This window comes from Chryseobacterium sp. UYP7, from assembly GCF_056279225.1.
Window position 1 is genome coordinate 444398 of record NZ_JBWBQW010000002.1, and the last position, 20558, is coordinate 464955.

The 20558-nt window shown below is 36.2% G+C and carries 21 protein-coding genes; 16 read left to right on the forward strand and 5 right to left on the reverse strand.

Annotation, left to right across the window (positions count from 1 at the left end):
- The first annotated feature begins 110 nt into the window (after positions 1-110).
- The 4 genes from ACZ9HT_RS06330 to ACZ9HT_RS06345 all read left to right on the forward strand — a co-directional run bounded on the left by ACZ9HT_RS06330 (position 111) and on the right by ACZ9HT_RS06345 (position 3623).
- Entirely contained in the window at positions 111-1211 is a 1101-nt protein-coding gene (locus tag ACZ9HT_RS06330; RefSeq protein WP_476039618.1) for an ABC transporter permease, read from the forward strand.
- Between the two features lie 216 nt (positions 1212-1427).
- The gene (locus tag ACZ9HT_RS06335; RefSeq protein ID WP_476039619.1) at positions 1428-2552 is read left to right on the forward strand and encodes an ABC transporter permease; all 1125 of its coding nucleotides are present in this window, start codon (positions 1428-1430) and stop codon (positions 2550-2552) included.
- Between the two features lie 205 nt (positions 2553-2757).
- On the forward strand, positions 2758-3129 hold the full coding sequence (locus tag ACZ9HT_RS06340; RefSeq protein ID WP_476039620.1) for a hypothetical protein: 372 nt from the start codon (positions 2758-2760) through the stop codon (positions 3127-3129).
- On the forward strand, positions 3126-3623 hold the full coding sequence (locus ACZ9HT_RS06345; RefSeq protein ID WP_476039621.1) for a hypothetical protein: 498 nt from the start codon (positions 3126-3128) through the stop codon (positions 3621-3623). The genes ACZ9HT_RS06340 and ACZ9HT_RS06345 overlap by 4 nt, the downstream gene beginning before the upstream one ends.
- Positions 3624-3784: 161 nt before the next feature.
- Here ACZ9HT_RS06345 and mazG read toward each other — a convergent pair whose 3' ends face one another.
- The 4 genes from mazG to ruvX all read right to left on the reverse strand — a co-directional run bounded on the left by mazG (position 3785) and on the right by ruvX (position 6577).
- Entirely contained in the window at positions 3785-4552 is a 768-nt protein-coding gene (gene mazG, locus ACZ9HT_RS06350; RefSeq protein ID WP_476039622.1) for a nucleoside triphosphate pyrophosphohydrolase, read from the reverse strand.
- Between the two features lie 432 nt (positions 4553-4984).
- Positions 4985-5545, reverse strand: a complete 561-nt coding sequence (locus tag ACZ9HT_RS06355) for a DUF5606 family protein (RefSeq protein ID WP_476039623.1) — start codon at positions 5543-5545, stop codon at positions 4985-4987.
- A 46-nt stretch (positions 5546-5591) separates the two neighbouring features.
- Positions 5592-6164: a peptide deformylase gene (def, locus tag ACZ9HT_RS06360; protein WP_476039624.1), complete on the reverse strand. Its 573-nt coding sequence runs from the start codon at positions 6162-6164 to the stop codon at positions 5592-5594.
- A complete protein-coding gene (ruvX, locus tag ACZ9HT_RS06365; RefSeq protein ID WP_476039625.1) occupies positions 6161-6577 on the reverse strand; it encodes a Holliday junction resolvase RuvX in 417 nt (138 codons plus the stop codon). Before ruvX ends, def begins: the two co-directional genes overlap by 4 nt.
- A 111-nt stretch (positions 6578-6688) precedes the next feature.
- On the opposite strand from ruvX, the gene ACZ9HT_RS06370 reads away from it, so the two are divergent.
- Positions 6689-7165 (forward strand): SixA phosphatase family protein, encoded by a 477-nt coding sequence (locus tag ACZ9HT_RS06370; protein WP_476039626.1) that lies wholly within the window; start codon positions 6689-6691, stop codon positions 7163-7165.
- Between the two features lie 175 nt (positions 7166-7340).
- On the opposite strand, the gene ACZ9HT_RS06375 is transcribed toward ACZ9HT_RS06370, so the two are convergent.
- Complete coding sequence (locus tag ACZ9HT_RS06375; protein WP_476039627.1) at positions 7341-8891, reverse strand: serine hydrolase; 1551 nt, start codon at positions 8889-8891, stop codon at positions 7341-7343.
- Between the two features lie 94 nt (positions 8892-8985).
- Here ACZ9HT_RS06375 and ACZ9HT_RS06380 point away from each other — a divergent pair, with 94 nt between their 5' ends.
- The 11 genes from ACZ9HT_RS06380 to ACZ9HT_RS06430 all read left to right on the forward strand — a co-directional run bounded on the left by ACZ9HT_RS06380 (position 8986) and on the right by ACZ9HT_RS06430 (position 20500).
- Positions 8986-9336, forward strand: a complete 351-nt coding sequence (locus tag ACZ9HT_RS06380) for a bleomycin resistance protein (RefSeq protein WP_476039628.1) — start codon at positions 8986-8988, stop codon at positions 9334-9336.
- A 193-nt stretch (positions 9337-9529) separates the two neighbouring features.
- Complete coding sequence (locus ACZ9HT_RS06385; protein ID WP_476039629.1) at positions 9530-10660, forward strand: ATP-binding response regulator; 1131 nt, start codon at positions 9530-9532, stop codon at positions 10658-10660.
- A 4-nt stretch (positions 10661-10664) separates the two neighbouring features.
- A complete protein-coding gene (locus tag ACZ9HT_RS06390) occupies positions 10665-14249 on the forward strand; it encodes a response regulator (protein ID WP_476039630.1) in 3585 nt (1194 codons plus the stop codon).
- 9 nt (positions 14250-14258) lie between these two features.
- Positions 14259-14633, forward strand: a complete 375-nt coding sequence (locus ACZ9HT_RS06395) for a response regulator (protein ID WP_476039631.1) — start codon at positions 14259-14261, stop codon at positions 14631-14633.
- A gap of 2 nt (positions 14634-14635) precedes the next feature.
- On the forward strand, positions 14636-15457 hold the full coding sequence (locus ACZ9HT_RS06400) for a CheR family methyltransferase (protein WP_476039632.1): 822 nt from the start codon (positions 14636-14638) through the stop codon (positions 15455-15457).
- Positions 15458-16024 (forward strand): chemotaxis protein CheB, encoded by a 567-nt coding sequence (locus ACZ9HT_RS06405; protein ID WP_476039633.1) that lies wholly within the window; start codon positions 15458-15460, stop codon positions 16022-16024.
- A complete protein-coding gene (locus ACZ9HT_RS06410; RefSeq protein WP_476039634.1) occupies positions 16021-16407 on the forward strand; it encodes a response regulator in 387 nt (128 codons plus the stop codon). Before ACZ9HT_RS06405 ends, ACZ9HT_RS06410 begins: the two co-directional genes overlap by 4 nt.
- A 119-nt stretch (positions 16408-16526) precedes the next feature.
- Positions 16527-17885: an orotidine-5'-phosphate decarboxylase gene (pyrF, locus tag ACZ9HT_RS06415; RefSeq protein WP_476039635.1), complete on the forward strand. Its 1359-nt coding sequence runs from the start codon at positions 16527-16529 to the stop codon at positions 17883-17885.
- Positions 17886-18134: 249 nt separating this feature from the next.
- Entirely contained in the window at positions 18135-19061 is a 927-nt protein-coding gene (locus ACZ9HT_RS06420) for an AEC family transporter (protein WP_476039636.1), read from the forward strand.
- A 95-nt stretch (positions 19062-19156) separates the two neighbouring features.
- On the forward strand, positions 19157-19861 hold the full coding sequence (locus tag ACZ9HT_RS06425; protein ID WP_476039637.1) for a DsbA family oxidoreductase: 705 nt from the start codon (positions 19157-19159) through the stop codon (positions 19859-19861).
- A 138-nt stretch (positions 19862-19999) separates the two neighbouring features.
- On the forward strand, positions 20000-20500 hold the full coding sequence (locus ACZ9HT_RS06430) for a GreA/GreB family elongation factor (RefSeq protein ID WP_476039638.1): 501 nt from the start codon (positions 20000-20002) through the stop codon (positions 20498-20500).
- The last annotated feature ends 58 nt before the right edge of the window (positions 20501-20558 follow it).

The following is a 20558-nucleotide window of genomic DNA, read 5'->3' on the forward strand; positions in this document are numbered from 1 at the left end:
CTTTTGAACGGCTTAATAATAAGAAAGCTTTTGGAAACTTTTGCGGTAAAAAAGTAAATTCCTTAAGAATACAAGCAACGATCGATGATCACTCATCTATTATAAAAGAAATGAAGCAGCTTATCACTTTTGTAAAAAAAGAATTTTGGCACGTTTTGCGTGACAAGAGAACTTTGTTGGTTCTTTTCGGGATGCCGGTTGTACAGATTCTGCTCTTCGGTTTTGCCTTAAGCACTGAAGTTAAAAATACAAAGATTGGTGTTTTGGATCAAGATAAATCACAGAATTCCATTGAACTGATTTCGAAAATTAATGCCAATCAATATTTCGAAGTTGACAAAAATTTGAAATCGATCGACGAAGCTGAAGACGCTTTCAAAGGCGGAAAAATAAAAATAATTCTCGTCATTCCAGCACAGTTTTCCCAAAATATCATCAGTGGAAAAAAAGCACAACTCCAATTAATCACCGATGGAACCGACCTTAATCTGGCGAATCAGATCTATAATTTCATGTCGAATATTATTATGGATTTTTACGGACAACAAACATTTACGCCAACATCCGGCGTTCAACCCGAAATCAGAATGCTCTACAATCCGCAGCTGAAGGGCGCTCCGAATTTCGTTCCCGGCGTCATGGCATTCATCCTTTTAATTATTTGCGTTTTAATGACCGCCATCGCAATCGTTCGAGAAAAAGAATCCGGGACCATGGAAATCTTGCTCGTTTCGCCCATGAAACCTTACATTATCATCTTAGCCAAAGCAATTCCGTACTTCATTTTATCGATGATCATTTTAGTTTCCATCCTCATTTTGAGCGTCACCGTTCTCGATTTACCCATCAAAGGAAACCGCTTTTTACTCTTCGGGATCAGCATTATTTTCATCATCACGAATCTTTTGATCGGCATTGTCATCTCAATTCTCACCGACACGCAACAAACCGCAATGCTCATTTCCCTTGTAGGAACCATGCTTCCAACGCTCATGTTAAGCGGTTTTATGTTTCCCGTCGAGAATATGCCGATTCCCTTACAAATGGTCGGAAACCTCATCCCCGCAAAATGGTATTACGAAATCGTAAAAAATATTATGATCAAAGGAACCGGCTTAGAAGTCGTCTGGAAGCACGTTCTCATCCTTTTCGGAATGATGACGGTGCTGTTCATCATCGCAGTGAAAAAATTTAAAATCAGATTAGAATGACAAATTATAATTTTTATTTGGGCAGATCTCGTCCTGAAAGACGAGACCTTCCGTTCCCTCCCGATTTTATATCGGGAGCCGTTCAAGTCGGGCTGCAGATTGTAGATAAAATAAAAAGTCAGATTAAAATTAAAAAAGAAAACTTTGCGCACTTTGCGTTTAAAATAAATTAAAGTCTTTCCGCTCTTCGCGTGAAAAACTTTTAAACTGAAAAAAATGTTCCGAACACTCTCCATTTTGATCAAAAAAGAATTCCTGCAAATATTCAGGAACAAATCGATATTGGCGATTATATTCGTGATGCCAGTTATTCAATTGGTCATTCTTCCTTTAGCAGCAAACTATGAAATAAAAGACATCAAAATCGCAGTCGTCGATCATGACAAATCAACACAATCCCGCGAACTCATTCGAAAAATCACTGCTTCCGGGTATTTCAAAATAGTAGAATACGGCGAAAACTACAACACCGCTTATCAGGAAATTGAAAAGGATAAAGCCGATCTGATTCTGGAAATCCCTAATAATTTTGAAAAAGATCTTGTGCGGGAAAATAATGAAAAAGTTTTGGTCGCCATCAATGCCATCAACGGAACAAAAGCCGGACTTTCCGCGAGTTATCTTGGTCAAATTTTACAGAATTACAATCAGCAAGTTCAGTTAGAAATGTCTCCAGAATTAGAATCGGCCAAGAAAATTTCAGGCTTAGAAATTGTCCCCACGTTTTGGTTTAATAAGAATTACAATTACCGACTTTCATTGGTTCCGGGAATTCTGGCTTTTTTGGTGACTTTGATCAGCGGTTATTTGGCAGCTTTAAATATCGTTCAGGAAAAAGAAATCGGCACCATCGAACAGATCAACGTCTCGCCAATTAAGAAAAGAGATTTTATTTTAGGAAAACTCATTCCCTTTTGGATCTTATCGATGGTAGCTTTTACTATAGGACTATTGGTTACTATTTTCGTTTACAAAATCCAGATGCAGGGAAGTTTTCTTTTACTCTACGGTTTTATTTCAGTTTATCTCGTCACCATTTTAGGAATGGGACTTTTGGCTTCAGTTTATAGCGAAACCCAACAGCAAGCGATGTTTATGGTATTCTTCTTTATGATGATCTTAATTTTGATGAGCGGACTTTTCACACCAACCGAAAGTATGACAGATTGGGCAAAATACATCGCTTACGTAAATCCAGTAACTTTTGGTGTGGATGGAGTTCGTTTGATTATGTTGAAAAACAGCGGTTTTAAAGATCTTTTACCACACTTTGGATTTATTACCGGATTAGGATTTGTGGTGATTAGTTGGGCGGTTTTGAGGTATAGAAAAACGAATTAGAAAAATGAAAATTCAACCATTGAGGTCAGTGAAGGAATTAAGAACATTAAGCCTTACAAAATGGGTTTATTAAAAGCTCTTCGACAGGCTCAGAGTGACAATGCCGAAAAAAATTATTAGCAAGAAATTGGGTCAGATTGAACTTGTCGAAGTCTCTGATAATTAGAACTTAAATATAAAAGTCGTAAATTTAAATACTATCAAAATGAAAAAAATAATACTTCTTATCGTTCTCATTCTCTTCGGAGCAGTAACGCTTTTTATGAGCAGTTCTGTTCTTTTTGATTGGTTTGGAATCAGAGCCAAAGAAGGGAATTTCGTACCGCTCGTTGTTTGGGCAAACTTGATTTGTGGAATTCTTTATTTAATTGCAGCGTTCGGAATTTTACGAAATCAATACTGGGCAAAAGTTCCTCTCATCATTTCGCTCGTGATTCTGGTAATCGCTTATATAGGCTTATTTATTCACATCAATAATGGTGAACTGCATGAAACAAAAACAATCGGAGCAATGGCTTTCCGAATTATCGTCACCGCACTATTTCTTTTTACAACTATTAAAATTTTAAAAAAATGAAAAAATTAATTTTATCAGCAATCTTAGGATTGGCAATCGCAGTTTCCTGTGAGAAAAAACAAGAAACCGTAACCGACGAAAATAACAATATGGCAAAAACAGAACAAAACGCTGCTGAAGAGAATGCAACTGAAGATCATGAAAAATCTGAAGATCATGATGAATCCGGAAAACTGGAATTAAATAAAGGTGAAAAATGGCCGGTGAATAACGAAATGAAACCTTTTATCACCGAAACAGAAACTCAGCTCAACAGTTACAAACCAGAAAATGGTGATTACAAAATGTTGGCGACAAACCTGAATGCAACGAATGAAAAGCTGGTAAAAAGCTGCACCATGACAGGAGTTCCGCATGATAATTTACACTTTTGGTTAGCGCCACACATGAAAAAAATCGAAAAATTGCAAAAAGCAGATAACAGAGAAGACGCAAATAAAATCGTGGGTGAATTGAAGGAATCGATGGAGGATTATCACCAATATTTTAATTAATTAAAAGAAATTTTAAAACAAGGAATTGTTGCAGCCGGCTTGAACGGATCCCGATGTGAAATCGGGAGGGAGCCCTTCGACAAGCTCAGGATAAATTCAGACGGAAAAAGCTGCCCATATAAAAAAATTATAAAATCAAACCTTCGAAGAAATTCGGAGGTTTATTCGTTTTTCTTGGCTTCTTCCCAAAGTTCATCCATTTTCTCTAAAGATAAATCTGCCAAATTTAAATTTTTATCTAAAGCGAGATTTTCAATTTTTTGAAATCTGGTAATGAATTTATTGTTGGTTCTTTCTAAAGCCGTGTCGGGATTTATGCCTGAAATTCTCGCGTAGTTCACGAGGGAGAAAAACACGTCACCCAATTCCTGCTCTTTTTTATATAGATCGGTTTCTGCGTGAAACTCGGCTAATTCTTCGTCTACTTTTTTCCAGGCATCTTCAGCATTTGCGAATTCAAAACCGATTCCTTTTACTTTGTCTTGAATTCGATACGCTTTTAATAAACTCGGAGTTCCTTTTGTAACCCCGGAAAGCACTGATTTATTTCCCTCTTTTAATTTTAGTTTCTCCCAGTTCTGCTTTACTTCTTCTTCATCTTTCACCTCAACATCACCATAAATATGAGGATGCCGGAAAATTAATTTTTCATTTAAAGAATTAATAACATCAGCAATATCAAAACTACCTTTTTCCGACCCAATTTTCGCATAAAAAACCAAATGCAGTAAAACATCGCCAAGTTCTTTTTTAATCTCCTGTAGATCTTCGTTGAGCAACGCGTCAGAAAGTTCATAAACTTCCTCCAAAGTTAAATGCCGCAAAGTTTGCAAAGTCTGTTTTTGATCCCACGGACATTTTTCCCGCAAATCATCCATGATATCAAGTAATCTTCCGAAAGCGTCGAGTTGTTCTTGTCTGGAATTCATAATTTAAGAGCGATTTAATTTTGAAAAAAAGGTAATAAAATAAAGATGATAGACTTAACTCTTAATTAACTTTAAACATTAAGGTCATGAAATGATTAAGTTCAATTAAGAAAAATATAAATATTTGTTAAGCACTGCGCTTAAATTTGCTCGCAAATTTCTTAACCTATCTAAATCTCTAAATAAACTTAATGGTTTAAATATTAACTAGCTGAAATGATTAAAGTAATTAAAAAAAATATAAATATTTGGTAAGCATTGCGCTTAAATTTGCCCGCAAATTTCTTAATTTTTCTAAATCTTTAAATAAACTTAATGGTTTAACTATTAACTATATTAAATGGTTTTGCTTGCAAAAAAGTGGTGGCTTTAAACAAAAAACTTTGTCAAAGGTTTAAACTTTGACAAAGTAATATTTTTAACAAGAGGAATCTATCCCATTTTTCTGTGCGTACTTTTCGGTGCTGATTTCGCCGAAGAAGTTGCAGCCTTTACTTTAGGTGTAGCTGTTTTATCAGCTTTTGCAGTTGTTTTTTTAGTTTCTATTTTGTCTGTTAGTGCTGCTTTGTCTTCAGAAGCTTCTGCAGTTTCTTCTGTTTTCACAAAACTGTCTGGCGTAATATATCCTGCTTTATTCAGAATATTATACCATTGCGCTAATTTCTTAATATCCGAAACATAAACTCTTTCGCTATCGTAATCCGGCAAAGATTCCTTCATAAAATCTCTCAGTTCTGCATCTGTTGATTTATGAGAAATTGCTTCTTTATAATCTTTATTTTTTGCTACATTTTCGAAAACTTCGAACAAAGGAACTTCTTTGTCAAAAGTAAACATGGCGATATTATCGAGCAAACTTACTTGTGAAGTGTTGCCGATGCTCACTTTCTTTTTGGTGATGACATCTTCGATAATGAAACCGTTTTTCAACTGCGAAATTAATTTAAAAAGACCCGGTTTTCCAGAGATCGAAATTATTTTTTCTAACTGCATATGTTTAATTTTTTTGTTAATTATTTAGGTATTACTTTTACTATTCTTATTTCGGAAATCTCATTTTATAATTCACAGCAACCTCGCCCTGAGAAATTTTTACGAGTTTTCCTTTGACCAGCTTTTTCTTTAATGAACTCAGGTGATCGGTGAACAAAATTCCTTCAATGTGATCATATTCATGCTGAATAACTCTGGCTCGCATATCGGAAAACGTGTCGCTATGTTTAACGAAGTTTTCGTCATAATATTCGATAACGATTGTTTCCTGACGTTTTACATCTTCGCGAACATCGGGAATCGAGAGGCAACCTTCGTTGAATTTCCATTCTTCACCAGACTCTTCTAAAATTTTTGCATTGATGATCACTTTTCTGAAATCCTTCAGTTCTTCAGCGATATCTTCGTAATCTTCATCTTCTGAAAGTGGCGAAAGGTCGACAATAAAAAGCCGAATGTCTAATCCAACTTGTGGTGCTGCCAGACCAATGCCGTGAGCAGACTCCATGGTTTCGAACATATTCGCTACCAATTCCTTTAATCCGGGATAATTTTTGTCAATTTCATGACAGTGTTTTCTTAAAACTGCATCTCCAAATGCACGTATCGGTAATATCATTTCTGTTTCTGTTCTAAAAAATTCTGCAATATAATGGTTGCACTTACTTTATCAATCAAACTTTTTTCCTCCCGTTTTTTCTTACTTTTTCCACTCTGCGAAATAAAGAAAGATGCCATTTTTGACGTAAAACGTTCATCAAAACGGTGAATTTCAACACTCGGAAATTCAGTTTTAAATTTTTCGAGAAATTTCAAAATATGAACTTCTACTTCATTTAAATTTCCTTTCAAATCTGTCGGAAGACCTACAACTAAAGCATCTACAGCATTTTCATTGAGGTATTTCTTAAAGAAGTCGAAAATATTTTTGGTTTCCACTGTAGGCAAACCGCTCGCAATAATTTGAAAATCATCGGTTGCTGCAATGCCACAACGCGCTTTTCCGTAATCAACGGCAAGGATTTGTCCCATAGTCTGCAAATTTAAGAAAATTTACTTAACGAATTTTTACCCGGAGTGCACTTTTTTTGCCAATCATTTGAAAATTATTTATAATTTTAATTTCTCAAAAAACTAAGGTTCATGAAAACACTAATTCTTGTTCGCCACGCCAAAAGTGATTGGCCCGAAGACACCGATGATTTCGACCGGCCGCTAGCTGAAAAAGGCTTTCTGGATGCGGAAAAAATGGGTCATTTTTTAAAGGAAAAGAATATCGAAATCGATAAATTTGTCTCGAGTCCGGCGCTTCGGGCATTGAGTACGTGTGAAATCTTCAACAAGGTTTACGACCTAAAAATCGAAACAGATCGAAAATTGTATAATGCTTCTGAAAAAAATTTTGAATCTGTTATCTTTGATTTGAGTGATGATTTGAATGCTGTTGCCATGTTTTCTCACAACAACGGAATCTCCAATTTCGCCAATTCCATGTCGGAAGATCTATTTATGTTCCCAACTTGTGGCGTTGCAGGTTTTGAAATCGATTGTGATTCCTGGTCGGACTTTGAAAATGCAAAGAAAAAATTAATTTTCTTTTATGAACCAAAGAAGATTTAAGTTTAATTTCAAACCTGAAAAATAGTAATGTCATACTGAATGAAATATATTGGAATTAAACATCTCTTTAATTGCGAGATTCTTCCTTCGTAAGAATGACAAAAGGATATATTAAATAAAAAAAAGCCTCATCAAATCAAATTTGGTGAGGCTTACTAATTTTATTCACACTGAATTAATTCTTCCGCTCTAAATTCAGATCTCCAAAATCAAAACTGAAATCAGTCACATCAGAAATGGCTTTTAATTTCATTCCCTGTGCTTTTCCATTTTCATCTAAATTAAAATTCACGAAGGCATCGGCATCGTAACTTCTGTCGTCCCATTTTGCGATCATCACGTTTGCCGAATAAGGCAATAATTCGCCTTTTAATCTCGGAGAATTTTTACACATAATACGGAAAGTGTTTCCTTCTTTCGAAATCGTTACTTCTCCAAACCAGGGATCGTTGTAGGTTCCGACAATTTGTTCCGCTTTAATTTGAGCGTTTTTATCTTTTTTAAAGACGTCTGATTTCGCAAAAATTTCTTTTTTCTCCTTATCGTAATCTGCATTTACTTTCGTCATTCGATCACCATAAGTTTTAAGCCAGTCTTTTTGTGGCATCCCTAAATAAGAATCTTTGATCGTATTCGTAATAGCGCTGAAGGCTGCTCCACTTTGTTGGTTGGTTAAAACGATAATTCCCAATTTCATGTCCGGAATTAGTGTAAACTGCGTTACGGTTCCGATCAATCCACCAGTATGATAAACTTGTTTGTGACCTTTAACATCGGTTAAAAACCAGCCTAAACCATAACCTCCAAAATTAGAATCGTATGGATTTTTCAGTGCAACCGGTGTTGAGATCTGTAAATTCCAAAGTTGTTGGATCTGTTTATCGGTTACCAATTTTTTACCATCTTTCGTCGTAAAACCATTCATCAGAAATTCTGCCCAAGTCGACATATCTTTGATGTTACTGATGATTCCACCTGCAGCGTTTGCAGTTTCATTCCAGTCGTGAGGAACGGCGATCGCTTTCCCGTCAACCGGCGCGTGAGCATCGATAATATTAGAAACATTAGCTGCTTTTGCATGTTTGTAACTTCCGAAGCTAGAGGTCATTCCGACAGGTTTTAAGATGCGCTGTTCAATAAAATCAGCCCAGCTTAATCCCGAAACTCTGTGAATTATTTCACCTGCAACGATGAACATAATATTGTTATACTCTAAAGTCGTGCGGAAAGAGTGATCGGGTTTTAAATATCTAACATTATGAACAATATCATTAACGGAAAGGTTTCCACCTTCCGGAAAAAACATCAGATCACCTTGTCCTAAACCAAGTCCGGCTCTGTGTGTGATCAAATCTTTTATCGTAATTTCTTTCGAAACATAAGCATCATTCATTTGAAATTCAGGAATATATTTCGAAACTTTATCGTCAAAGTTCAATTTTCCTTCATCCGCCAACATTGCTAAAGCCGTCGCCGTAAAACCTTTGGAGTTCGAAGCAATTCCGACCAAAGTTTCATCGGTCATTTTTTGATTCGTCGTTAGTGACCTTACACCAAAACCTTTGGAATAAATTACTTTTCCGTCCTTTACTACTCCCACAGAAATACCGGGAACATCAAAAGTTTTTAAAGTGTTTTGAATGAGTTGATCCAGTTTCTGTTCCTCAACCTGAGAAAAAGAAAATAGAGAAAAAAGCAGAAAGAAAATAAAAAGCGGTCGTTTCATAATGTTATATATTGATTAGGATCTCAAAGATAAATATTTTTATTCAGAAAAGTTTTCTGTACATTTAATACTGAATTTCATAAATCTTTATATCATGCTTACTTCAGTGAGTCCAAAATTACCGATGAGAAATAAAGAGCTCACGAAAAATTTTTATCTACAAAAACTGAATTTCGTGCTTGTGGCCGACTATCCTCACTATTTGATCCTTGCCAAGGATAAAATCGAAATTCATTTCTTCCTGTTCAAAGATCTCGAGCCGATACAAAATTACGGACAGGTTTACATCAGAACCAATGCCATCGAAGAATTTTATCAATCTTTGATGGAAAATGAAACAGAAATTCATCCCAACGGCGCTTTAGAAAAAAAAGTTTGGGGACAAAAAGAATTCTCTTTACTCGATCCGGATCATAATCTTTTAACTTTTGGGGAAGTAATTTAGAATTTTTACAAGACATCAATTCTAAAATACGAAATGTTTTTGAGATCTGTTCCACTCGTTTTTCTGTGAGATTTTTTGATCAATATTTAAACCGTCATCTGCGATTCTTCCACCACTTCTTTATTATTGCGAAAAACCTCAAAAGTATTATCTTTGAAATCTTTTGTTGTTAAACTTAATTCAGTTTTGAAAAATGATCTTAATCGTTGATGATTCTCCAGAAAACATTATTTCTCTAAAAAAAGTATTAGAGAAAAATGATTTCGAGGTTGACACCGCTTCTTCGGGCGAAGAGGCTTTAAAAAAAATACTTCGGAAATCTTATGTTTTGATCATCCTCGATGTTCAAATGCCTGGAATGGATGGTTTTGAAGTCGCAGAAGTTATTTCGGGTTACAGCAAAGCAAAAGAAACGGCAATTATTTTTCTTTCCGCCGCAAGTGCCAATGTAAACCTCATCGCGCGAGGTTATTCTTCCGGAGGTTTAGACTATATCAGCAAACCCGTTGACATGAATATTCTTCTTCTGAAAGTGAAAACTTTCTATCGAATTTACGAGCAAAGTCGTGCCTTAAATGAGATGCAGATCGCGTTAAGAGCAGAAATAGAATTCCGGAAAGAAGCTGAAAAGAAAAAAGATGAATTCATTAGTATCGCAAGTCATGAACTTAAAACTCCGATGACGAGTATAAAAGGTTACATTCAGTTATTAGAAAGAAGTCTTGATAAAAACGACATTGCAACGGTACGAACGCGACTTCATAAAGTTCAGAATCAAGTAGAAAAATTAAATTTATTGATTGCCGACCTTCTGGATATTTCGAAGATTGAAGGTGGAAAACTAAAGTTGAACAGCAAATATTTTTCTTTTAATGATCTGCTAGAGCATATTCTCGAAGTTCTTCAGCAAAATAATCCTCAAGTTAAAATTGTAAAGAAAGGTCTAGTTAAAGGTGAAATTTACGGCGACGAAATGCGTTTGGAGCAAGTCATCACGAACTTTATCACCAATGCAGTAAAATATGCACCCGATGGTGAAGAGATTCATATCAGTTCAGAATTAAAAGGCGATGAAATTCATTTTTCGGTTCGGGATTTCGGTATTGGAATGTCGGCGGAACATGAGCAAAAGATCTTCGAGAAATTTTACCGTATCGAAGAAACCTCAGAGCGTTTTCAGGGTTTGGGAATCGGATTATACATCTGTCAGGAAATTATCGATCGTCATCAAGGAAAAATTGGCGTTACCAGCAAACTTGGCGAAGGTTCCACCTTTTATTTCAATTTACCACTACATCCTGAAAAGGTAGAAATTAATAATTAACATTATGACTTTTAAAAGAAATTTACTTTATGGACTCGGATTTTCACTGATCCTTTTATTTATAAGTTCTTTAGCATCTTACCTCAGCATTACCAATCTGATCAATAATTCTCAGATGGTGCGAAAGAGCAATTCGATTATTAAAGATCTCGACAATGTTTTATCTTTAGTGAAAGATGCCGAAACGGGCCAAAGAGGATATCTGCTAACGGGTGATCAGATCTTTTTGGGACCTTATACCAATGCAAAGCAGAAAATTGCAGGTGGCATTAGTAATTTATCTGCCGAGATCAGCAACACCAATGTGCAGAGTAGAAATTTCGAGAAATTGAAGACCAGTATTAAAACACGACTGCAGATATTAGATGAAAATTTAAATTATAAAAAAGGAAATAATGTAGTAACATCAGCATCTTTATTAAATGGTAAAAAGTATATGGATGATATTCGTATTACTGTTTCTGCGATGCAAAACGAGGAAAAAAAGATCCTGCAATCCCGTACGGAAATGATGGAGAAGTTCGCTTCGTACACGCCGTTATTAATTATTCTTTCAGCACTTCTTGCCATCACCATCACACTTGTTTTTTTCCGAAAAGTTTCTCGCGATTTCAATGAAAAAAATGACCTGACCAATGAACTGGAACTGAAAAATAAAGAAACTGCAGACCGACTTGTAGCAATTGAAAGCGTCGCTGAGCAAATTTCCGACGGTGATTATAATATTCTCCTGGATCAAAATGCAAAAGACAGTCTTGGAAGCGTAGCTGCACCATTGAATCACATGGCAGAATCCCTTCAAAATTCCTTCAATTTACTGGAAGAAAAAGAATGGTTAAGTTCCTCTGTTGCGCATTTAAACGACCGCACGTTAGGAGAAAAAAGCATGGATACTTTGGCATCAGATCTACTAAACAGCATTACCGAAATTACAGATAGCCAAGTCGCCGCGATCTATCTACAGGAAGATGATAACCAACTTCATATCGTTGGAAGTTATGCGATTGCTGAAGGCAAAGCAAAAAAAACACTTGCCATCGGGGAAGGAATTGCGGGAGAAGCTTTCCGGTCTTCCAGACAAATTTTAGTAGAAAACATAATCGACATTGATTCCACGATCAGTTATGCAACTGGAAATACGAAACCAAAAAATATTTTAGCAATCCCGATAACCAGAAATGGTACTGCAATGGGCGTTATCGAATTAGGTGCGACGCACGATTACAGTTCGCAGCATCTTAAATTTCTTCAATCCGTCGCCGGCAATATTGGACTGGCTTTTTATGGTGTTCAAAGTCGCGTGAAGATGCAGGAACTTCTTGAAGAAACACAGGCACAATCAGAAGAATTGCAAACACAGCACTCGGAGCTTGAAAACATTAACGCTGAATTAGAAGCACAATCACAGAAATTACTCGCCTCCGAAGAAGAACTTCGCGTTCAGCAGGAAGAGTTGCTGCAAAGCAATCAGGAGTTAGAAGAGGGAACAAGTTTACTGGAAGAAAAAAATGCTTTGATCGAAGAACACTACATCAGTATTCAACAAAAATCAATTGAACTGGAACAGAGTACCAAATACAAATCTGAATTTTTAGCCAACATGTCGCACGAACTGCGAACTCCTTTAAATTCAATTTTACTGCTCTCCAAATTAATGACTGAAAGCGAAGATCTCGATGAACAATACGTAGAATATGGCGAAGTAATGCAAAGTTCCGGACAAGGATTATTAACGCTTATCGATGAAATTCTGGATCTGTCGAAAATTGAATCCGGGAAAATGACTTTAGAAATTGATGATGTTCCAATTGAAGATATTACTGCTGATATGCGAATGTTGTTTAACCCAATGGCGAAACAAAAAAACATCGATTTAAATTTAGAGATTGAGCCCGAAACTTCAACACTAATAAATACGGATAAACTTCGCCTGGAACAGATCCTTAAAAATCTTCTTTCTAATGCGATTAAATTTACATCGGAAGGAAGCATTACGCTCAACATCTCTAATGATAACGCAAAAGAGAACGTAATTTTCAAAGTAACCGACACGGGAATTGGTATCGCCAAAGACAAATTGAGAATGGTATTCGAAGCCTTTCAACAAGCCGATGGAACCACCCAAAGAAAATACGGTGGTACAGGATTAGGACTTTCAATCAGCCGTGAACTCGCACGTTTACTCGGTGGAGAAATCGATCTGAAAAGTACAGAAGGTGTGGGAAGTGAATTCACTTTGATAGTACCTATAATTTATTCGAAGGTGGATCAAGACCAACCTTTAAAAAGACTGGAAGAAAAACCGATTTATCCGATAATCGAAGCGGAGAAGCAACCAGTGCGATTTATTTCTGATAAAATTCCACAAACAATCGAAGATGACCGCGAAAATATTTTAGAAGGTGATAAAGTCATTTTGATTATTGAAGATGATACGCCTTTTGCGAAAATTCTGCGCGATTTTTCCAGAAGTAAAAATTATAAAGTGATCACCGCGGTTCGTGGTGACGTCGGTATCGAAATGGCACTGCATTTCAAACCTGTCGCAATTTTACTCGACATTCAACTTCCAATAATGGACGGTTGGCAAGTAATGGAAGCATTGAAATCAAATCCAGAAACCAAACCAATTCCGGTTCACATCATGTCTTCCATGAAATTTAAACAGGAAAGTTTATTGCGTGGTGCGGTGGATTTCATCAACAAACCTTTTGCTTTAGATCAAATGGCAGAAATTTTCAAAAAACTGGAAAACGCCCTCTCGAAAGGCCCAAAGAAAGTTTTGATCGTAGAAGAAAATAAGCAGCATGCGAAAGCTTTAAGTTACTTTTTAGGCACAAATAATATCAATACTGACATTGTAAATAATGTTGCGGAAAGTATTGATGCGCTTCAAAATCAGGAAATTGATTGTGTCATTCTGGACATGGGAGTGCCGGATCGAAATGCTTATGAAACGCTTGAAACCATCAAGCAAAAGAAAGGTTTAGAACAACTTCCGATCATTGTATTCACCGGTAAAAGTCTTTCTCAAGGCGAGGAAAACCGCATCAAAAAATATGCAGATTCGATCGTAGTAAAAACCGCTTTTTCTTACCAGCGCATTTTAGATGAAGCCGGATTATTTCTTCATTTGGTGGAAGAAAAAAATAAGAAAAATAAGGAAAAGATCTCTAATTTTGAAAATTTAGGCGAGTTAAGAAATATTCTGAAAGACAAAACGGTTTTGATCGCAGATGACGATGTGAGAAATATTTTCTCTCTCACCAAAGCCTTAGAAATTCAGGGAATGAAAGTAATTCCCGCCATGGATGGAAAAGAAGCCCTTAAAATTTTAAAAGAAAATAAATCGATCGATGTTGTTTTAATGGATATGATGATGCCTGAAATGGATGGCTATGAATCCATTCGCGAGATCAGAGCGATTCCTCAGTTTAAAAACCTTCCCGTCTTGGCGGTGACGTCAAAAGCAATGATGGGTGACCGGGAAAAATGCATCGCTGTCGGCGCTTCCGATTATATCTCAAAACCTGTAGATATTGATCAAATGGTGTCTTTACTAAGAGTTTGGTTATACGACAAGATTTAATTTTAGATGATGAAAAACGAAAAAGAAGTCCTCATTATTGATGATGACAGCAGAAATATATTTGCCTTGAGTGCTGTTTTAAAAGCAAAAAAATACCAGTGTGTTTCCGCCTTGAACGCAGGTGACGGATTAAAAATGCTTGCTTCAAATAAAAACATTGGCGTGGTGTTAATGGATATGATGATGCCCGAAATGGACGGTTACGAAGCCATTGCAAAAATGAAAAGTCACGATGATTTAAAAAATATTCCCGTGATTGCAATTACAGCACAGGCAATGACAGGTGACCGCGAAAAGTGTATCGAAGCAGGTGCCGATGGTTATATTTCAAAACCTGTTGATGTAAATGAACTGGTAAAATTGCTCAACCTCTTAATCGACTAAAATTGAACTCACCCGAAAACAGCGATCAATTTATCGAAATCCTTCTTTCAGATGTTCTGGAAGTTTATGGTTATGACTTTACCGGATATTCCCGCGCTTCGCTGAAACGCAGAATGGTTCGCCTATATGAGTTGGATGGTTTTGTAAGTTTTGCAGAATTTAGATATAAGATCAGAACAGATTCCGGTTATTTTAAACGGTTTATGGAACAAATTACCATTAATGTGACCGAAATGTTCCGCGATCCTGAATTTTATAAAACCTTAAGAAATGATATTCTACCTCGACTTGGAACTTATCCTTTCATCCGAATCTGGATCGCTGGTTGCAGTACCGGTGAAGAAGCTTATTCCGTTGCGATTTTTTTGAAAGAACTCAATCTTCTGCACAAATCCTTAATTTATGCAACCGATATTAATCCGACCGTTTTAGAAAACGCATCTCAGGCCATGATTCCAATGAGTAAAATGAAACTGTACACCGAAAATTATATCGAAGCCGGCGGCAGTGAACAGTTTTCAGATTATTACACCGCAAATTATTCTCTTGCGAAACTGAATGATGACCTGAAAAGGAATATTATATTTTCGACCCACAATTTGGTTTCCGATAATTCTTTTAACGAATTCCAACTGATCATGTGTCGAAATGTTTTGATCTATTTTGACAGACCCTTACAAACAAAAGTTTTCGAACTCTTTGATAACAGTTTAGAAAAATTCGGTTATCTCGCTTTAGGAACGAAAGAAACTTTAGATTTCTCCACCGTTTCCAAGAATTTCGAAAGACAATCAACCGGAAAAATCTGGCGTAAAACTCAATAAATGGAAAAGTGTGAAGCATTGATCATCGGCGGATCTGCAGGTAGTCTGGATGTACTTTTAAAAGTATTGCCGGACCTCAATTCTTTGCTTATCTTTCCTGTTGTCATTGTGCTCCACCGCAAACCCGGGAAAGAAAGTATGTTAACTGATCTGTTGAGTACCAAAACAAAAATGATCGTCAAAGAAATCGAAGAGAAAGAACAATTAACTCCAGGAATTATTTACATCGCGCCACCAAGTTATCACTTGCTCATCGAAAAAAATAAAACCTTTTCTCTGGATGCTTCCGAAAAAATAAATTTTTCACGTCCTTCCATTGATGTTACTTTCAAAAGTGCCGCTGAAATTTTTGGACAAAATCTAGTCTGCATCCTTTTATCTGGTGCCAATAGCGACGGTTCGGAAGGTTTGCAAAAAGTACATGAAAATGGAGGATATACCATTGTTCAAAATCCCGAGTCAGCGGTCACTCCATTTATGCCCGAATATGCCTTGAAAAATGCAAAAATTGATTCCGTTTTAAATCCGGAAGAAATGGCTAATTATATAAACCAATTATCAAAATGATTGAAAACAAAACTTTAAAAGAAAGTAAAAAAGTATTTATTTTCGATGACAATCTCGAAATTTTGGAATTGTGTACGGAAATTTTAGAAGATTTGGGATGCGAGGTAAAAACGTCGCCAACGACTAACAGTATTGAAGAACAGGTTCAAGAATTTTTTCCCAATCTTATTTTCATGGACAATTGGTTGCCCGATATTAGTGGAATTGAAGCGACCAGATTGATCAAAGCCAACGATGAATTAAAAAATATTCCCGTGATTTATTTTTCAGCCAACAGCAATATCAGTCAATTGGCTGAAGAAGCCGGAGCTGATGATTTTCTAGCGAAGCCTTTCGATATCGGTTTGTTTGAAGAAATCGTAAATAAATATATTGGCGGATAAATTTACTTATTCAATTTAAAATTCACGCTAATAACTTCTCCGTTTTTGGCGTTTTTTAACCTCTTATCATTCGTTAAAGTTCCACGGAAATCTTAACTTTGTAATAAAGTAAAAAGTACATGGAAACTAAGAAAGAATTTTTTCTGGAGTGTTACAAACTCGGCATCATTAAGTTTGGAAGATTTACCCTAAAATCGGGAATTGAAAGCCCTTTTTATGTGGATCTACGTCCGCTCGCTTCTGACCCAAAAATTTTGAAAAAACTCGCCAATTATCTTTTGGATATGCTTCCACTTGATAATTTCGATTTGATCTGTGGCGTTCCTTACGCCGCACTTCCTATGGCGACGGCGATGTCTCTGGAAAGTTATCTTCCATTGATCATCAAACGGAAAGAAGCCAAACAATACGGCACCAAAAAGATGCTCGAAGGTATTTACACGAAGGGTCAAAACTGTTTGTTGGTCGAAGATGTGATTACTTCCGGAACTTCGCTACTGGAAACCATTCCTGAAATTGAAAATGAAGGCATTACCGTTTCAGATATTGTAGTAGTTCTCGACCGTCAACAAGGTGGAAAAGAAATTCTGGAGCATAAAGGATTCCGTGTTCATACTCTTTTTACTATTTCTGAAGTATGTTCGATGTTGAAAGAAGAAGGTCATTTAACCGATGATGAAGTTGGTAGAATTAATGATTTTCTCTCTGGAAATGTGGTCCGTTTTGAAGAAGAAAAAAGACTTTCTTACGAATCTAAATTAGATATTTGCGATCATTCTGTGGCTCAAAAATTATTGCAGATCGCCATCGAGAAAAAATCCAACCTCATTGTTTCCGCCGATGTGACTTCTACTCAGGAATTATTGGAACTGGCTGAAAAAGTCGGTCCGCATATCGTTGCTTTAAAAACGCATATCGATATTTTACTGGATTTTGATCACGACAAGACGATTTTGCCCCTAAAAGATATTGCAACGAAATATAATTTCCTTTTGATGGAAGACCGCAAATTTGCCGACATTGGAAACACACAAGAATTGCAGTTCGCTTACGGAACTTACAAAATTTCGCAATGGGCAGATCTTGTGACAGCGCAAGTTATCGCGGGTTATGAATCTCTGGATTGTTTCAGAAATGTTGGTGTTGTCGCTATTTTAGGAATGTCCTCAAAAGGAACTTTAACGGATGCAAATTATAGAGAAGAAGCTACAAAAATAGCTTTATCTCATCCGAATGTTTTTGGTGGCGTTTCTCAAAATAAAATTCCGAACGAACTGCTTTTGTTTACACCGGGAATTAATTTAGCCGATTCAGGCGACGGAAAAGGTCAACAATACAATACGCCGGAGCATGCTTTCACTCAACTGGAAACCGATTTCATTATCGTCGGCCGTGGAATTTACAAAGCCGATGACGCTGAACAATCTGCTTTGACTTACAAGATCGCAGGTTGGAATGCTTATGAAGGAAGTTTGTAACGTAATTTAAAAATATAATTATACTCTCGCTGATTGCGCAGATTTTGCAGATCAACTCAAAAAAAATCTGCTCAACCTGTTAAATCTGCAAGAGTTTTTTTATGTTCTTAATAATAAAGACTTCGACAGGCTCAGTCTGACAAAGATTTCTGAATAAGTTTTAATTATTTTGTCAGGTTGAGCCTGTCGAAACCTTTTTTAGATTTAAAAGATTGATACACTTAAATCAATCCCTAATAAAATTGAAATTTGTCTAATTTAATTTTACTTTTTCTCTGTTTATTTCTGGGAATTTTTCTCCGGAAAACAAAACTATTCCCAGAAAATGGCCATTTAGCGCTAAATTCTTTCGTCATCAACATTTCTCTTTCGGCATTATCGCTTTATTACATTCCAAAAATCGTCTTAAACTTTCAAGTGATTTTTCCAGTGATGGTTCCGTGGCTGAATATTTTTTTAGCCTTTCTGTTTTTCACGTTTTTAGGCAAGAAAATGAAATGGTCGAAAACATTGATCGGCGCGCTGATTATGTGTGCAGGATTTGGAAATACTTCGTTCGTCGGTATTCCCGTCATTCAGTCTTTGTACGGTGAAAGTGGTTTAAAAACCGTTATGCTCGTCGATCAACCGGGTTCATTTGTCGCATTATCAACTTTAGGAATTACCATCGCAAACTTTTATTCTGGAGGAAAAAGTTCAATCTCCGACATTTTGAAAAAGATTTTAAAGTTCCCACCTTTCATCGCTTTCTTAGTTGCCGTTCTATTAAATTTAATGAGCATTCACGTTCCCTTCGTTATTGATGATGTCTTTGCAAAATTAGGAGCGACTACGGTTCCGCTCGCTTTGGTTTCTGTTGGAAGTCAGCTCAAATGGCAGAAACTGGATGAGGAAGCGAAACCTTTATTTTGGGGACTTTTATTTAAACTCATTCTATTTCCCGCCGTTATTTTCGTCCTCTATTTTATCTTTCTGAAACAAAGAGGTGAAATAATTGAAATCGCATTTTTAGAAGCTGCGATGGCGCCAATGATCACAGCAGCAATTATCGCTTCAACGCACAAATTAGAACCGAAACTTTGCAATTTAATGATCGGCGTGGGAATTCCACTTTCTCTAGTAACGCTAACCTTATGGTATTTGTTGATGAAATATTCAGGATTATTGGTGATTTAAAAGCCACAAATTGATACAAACAATCTCTTCTTACTTTATATCAATGTTTAAAAATTTCAAGATTCGTATCTTTGATGGTATTAAATAAAAAAGTTATGAAAGTAGATATTTGGAGTGACATTCGTTGTCCGTTCTGTTATGTAGGAAAAAAGAATTTCGAAAAAGCTTTGGATCAATTTCCAGAAAAGGAAAAAATTGATGTGACGTGGCACAGTTTCCAACTTGATCCGGATTTGAAAACCCAGCCTGAAAAAAGTTCGCTGGAATATTTTTCCGAAAGAAAAGGAGTTTCAATCGAAGAGGCGAAAGGAATGTACGAACACGTTAACAAAGCCGGAAAAGACGCTGGAATCGAATTTAACTTCGACCATCAAAAAGTCGCCAATTCTTATAAAGGTCATCTTCTTCTTCAGTTTGCTACTACTAAAAATCTGGGTAACGAAGCGGAAGAAGCGTTGTTCATTGCACAATTAATCGATGGGAAAAATATTGACGATGAAGCGACTTTAGTAGAAATAGGGAAATCAATTTCGTTGAAAGAAGAAGATATCAAAAATGCCTTAAATTCAGATGAATTTAAACTTGCCGTTTCGCAGGATATTATGTTGGCGCGACAAATGGGAATAAATGCAGTTCCTTTTTTTGTAATTAACGATAAATACGGAGTTTCCGGTGCGCAACCATCCTCTACTTTTTCAGAAGTTTTAGAAAAATCCTGGGAAGAATTTTCGGCTGGAGATCAAGGTTTGAAAATTATTCACAGCGGAGAAAGTTGTGATGTTGACGGGAATTGTGATTAATAATTTCTGATTAAAATTTTAAAACTTCTGGAATTGCTATTTCAGAAGTTTTTCTTTTTTAAAACTATCATTTGCTGTCTGTGTACAATTTTTATTTGGAATTGAAATTGCATTAAAAAACCTTCAAAATAATGAATAATGAGCCGAGGATTTGTAAAAGAAGATGATCAGGAAGAAGTTCCATTAGTGGCACCACGAGCCGATTTACCTGCAGGAAGTGATAATTTCGTGACTCAAAATGGAATTGAATCTTTATTAGAAGAGCGCGAAAATTTACTACGCGAACAGGAAAACTTAGATGCGTCGCACGAGAAAGAATACCGTATTTCCGTTAATCACAGCAACGCGAAACTTCAGTTACTCAATGAACGAATTGCCACTGCAAAAATTATCGATAGTGCGAAACTTCCGCAGGATGAAGTTCATTTTGGGGCAACCGTAACTTTTAAAAATACCGGAAACAATTCAACCCAAACTTTTCAACTGGTTGGTGTTGATGAAGCTAATATTTCGAAGGGCAAAATATCATTTATCACGCCGATCGCAAAAGCTTTGATGAATAAAAAAGTGGGAGAGAAAGCAATTTTAAAATTAGGCGAAAAGGAAAATATTTTTGAGATCTTGAAGATTGTTTATTAAAATAAATCAAACTTTATATAATGGTTTTTGCTCTCGCAGATTTGGCAGATTAAAAGTA

Bases quoted from the DNA above. Each gene is read 5' to 3' on its own strand.
- ACZ9HT_RS06380 (WP_476039628.1), top strand. From the start codon at position 8,986: ATGCTTACTTCAGTGAGTCCAAAATTACCGATGAGAAATAAAGAGCTC.
- ruvX (WP_476039625.1), bottom strand. From the start codon at position 6,577: ATGGGACAAATCCTTGCCGTTGATTACGGAAAAGCGCGTTGTGGCATT.
- def (WP_476039624.1), bottom strand. From the start codon at position 6,164: ATGATATTACCGATACGTGCATTTGGAGATGCAGTTTTAAGAAAACAC.
- mazG (WP_476039622.1), bottom strand. From the start codon at position 4,552: ATGAATTCCAGACAAGAACAACTCGACGCTTTCGGAAGATTACTTGAT.
- ACZ9HT_RS06340 (WP_476039620.1), top strand. From the start codon at position 2,758: ATGAAAAAAATAATACTTCTTATCGTTCTCATTCTCTTCGGAGCAGTA.
- ACZ9HT_RS06430 (WP_476039638.1), top strand. From the start codon at position 20,000: ATGAGCCGAGGATTTGTAAAAGAAGATGATCAGGAAGAAGTTCCATTA.
- ACZ9HT_RS06425 (WP_476039637.1), top strand. From the start codon at position 19,157: ATGAAAGTAGATATTTGGAGTGACATTCGTTGTCCGTTCTGTTATGTA.
- ACZ9HT_RS06345 (WP_476039621.1), top strand. From the start codon at position 3,126: ATGAAAAAATTAATTTTATCAGCAATCTTAGGATTGGCAATCGCAGTT.
- ACZ9HT_RS06355 (WP_476039623.1), bottom strand. From the start codon at position 5,545: ATGCAGTTAGAAAAAATAATTTCGATCTCTGGAAAACCGGGTCTTTTT.
- ACZ9HT_RS06370 (WP_476039626.1), top strand. From the start codon at position 6,689: ATGAAAACACTAATTCTTGTTCGCCACGCCAAAAGTGATTGGCCCGAA.
- ACZ9HT_RS06395 (WP_476039631.1), top strand. From the start codon at position 14,259: ATGAAAAACGAAAAAGAAGTCCTCATTATTGATGATGACAGCAGAAAT.
- ACZ9HT_RS06385 (WP_476039629.1), top strand. From the start codon at position 9,530: ATGATCTTAATCGTTGATGATTCTCCAGAAAACATTATTTCTCTAAAA.
- ACZ9HT_RS06390 (WP_476039630.1), top strand. From the start codon at position 10,665: ATGACTTTTAAAAGAAATTTACTTTATGGACTCGGATTTTCACTGATC.
- ACZ9HT_RS06405 (WP_476039633.1), top strand. From the start codon at position 15,458: ATGGAAAAGTGTGAAGCATTGATCATCGGCGGATCTGCAGGTAGTCTG.
- ACZ9HT_RS06330 (WP_476039618.1), top strand. From the start codon at position 111: ATGAAGCAGCTTATCACTTTTGTAAAAAAAGAATTTTGGCACGTTTTG.
- pyrF (WP_476039635.1), top strand. From the start codon at position 16,527: ATGGAAACTAAGAAAGAATTTTTTCTGGAGTGTTACAAACTCGGCATC.
- ACZ9HT_RS06375 (WP_476039627.1), bottom strand. From the start codon at position 8,891: ATGAAACGACCGCTTTTTATTTTCTTTCTGCTTTTTTCTCTATTTTCT.
- ACZ9HT_RS06410 (WP_476039634.1), top strand. From the start codon at position 16,021: ATGATTGAAAACAAAACTTTAAAAGAAAGTAAAAAAGTATTTATTTTC.
- ACZ9HT_RS06335 (WP_476039619.1), top strand. From the start codon at position 1,428: ATGTTCCGAACACTCTCCATTTTGATCAAAAAAGAATTCCTGCAAATA.